The organism is Streptomyces sp. NPDC001027 (assembly GCF_040299045.1).
Taxonomy (GTDB): domain Bacteria; phylum Actinomycetota; class Actinomycetes; order Streptomycetales; family Streptomycetaceae; genus Streptomyces.
In genome coordinates this window covers 1-1,121 of sequence record NZ_JBEPBI010000607.1, presented here as the reverse complement: position 1 = coordinate 1,121, position 1,121 = coordinate 1, and the positions used below count along the sequence as shown (strand labels likewise).

Sequence of the window (1,121 nt, the reverse complement as noted above, 5' to 3'; positions counted from 1 at the left end):
AATGCTTAAACAACTTTCCCCCACCCCCTCTTTTTCGTTTTGGGGGGTTATTTTGTTTTTTTTTTTTTGTTGTGGGGGGGGGGGGGGGGGGGGGGGGGGGCCCCGGGGGGGGGGGGGGGGGGGGCGGGGGTGCGGACACCCCGGCCCGTCACGCCGCGGCGGTGAGGACCAGCGCGGCGTTGTGCCCCCCGAACCCCAGGGACGTGCTCGCGGCGACGCTCATCCGCCGGTGCCGCGCCGCGCCGGTCACGACGTCGATGTCGACGTCGATCGCCGGGTCCAGCGACCGCACGTTCGCGGTGGGCGGCACGGCGCCGTGGTACAGCGCCAGTGCCGTGTACGCCGCCTCGACGGCGCCCGCCGCGGCGAGGGTGTGGCCGGTGACGCCCTTGGTGGAGGAGACCGCCGCGCGGTCACCGAGCACCGAGTGCAGGGCACGGGCCTCCGTGAGGTCGTTCATCGGGGTGGAGGTGCCGTGCGCGTTGACGTGCTCCACTTCGTCGGGGAGCACTCCGGCGTCGTCCAGGGCGGCCCGCAGCGCCCGGGCCAGGCCCTCGCCCCGCGGGTGCGGGGCGGTGGCGTGGTGCGCGTCGGACGTGGCGCTGAAACCGGCGATGTCCGCATAGCGCCGGGCGCCGCGGGCGGTGGCGTCCGCGCACCTCTCCAGCACCAGGATCGCCGCGCCCTCGCCGGCCACGAAGCCGTCCCGGTCCGCCGCGAACGGCCTTGAGGCCGCGCCCGGTTCGTCGGTACGGCCCGACAACGCGCCCATCCGGGACAGTCCGTTGAGCGTGCCGGGGCTGATCGCCGACTCGGTGCCGCCGGCCAGGACGACGTCGCACAGTCCGGAAAGCAGCCATTCGCGGGCCGTGCCGATCGCGGACGCCCCCGACGCGCACGCGGTCGCGGTGACCAGGCTGGGACCGTGGATGCGCAGGTCCATGGCGACGTATCCGGCGACCATGTTGACCATGCTCATCGGGATCATCAGCGCGGACACGTCCTCGGGGGCGCCATCGGAGTAGGTGCGCAGCTGCTTCTCCAGGGTGGCCGCGCCGCCCAGCGAGTTGCCGATGACCACGCCGACCCGGGTGCAGTCCCAGGACCCGGTGTCCAGACCG

Annotated in this window: 1 protein-coding gene; it reads right to left on the bottom strand. The window is 73.4% G+C overall.

Annotated features, from left to right (window positions below; all coding sequences use genetic code 11):
* Positions 1-148: 148 nt before the first annotated feature.
* On the bottom strand, positions 149-1,121 hold a 973-nt coding region (locus tag ABT300_RS44280; protein ID WP_351688890.1), incomplete at its 5' end, for a beta-ketoacyl-[acyl-carrier-protein] synthase family protein.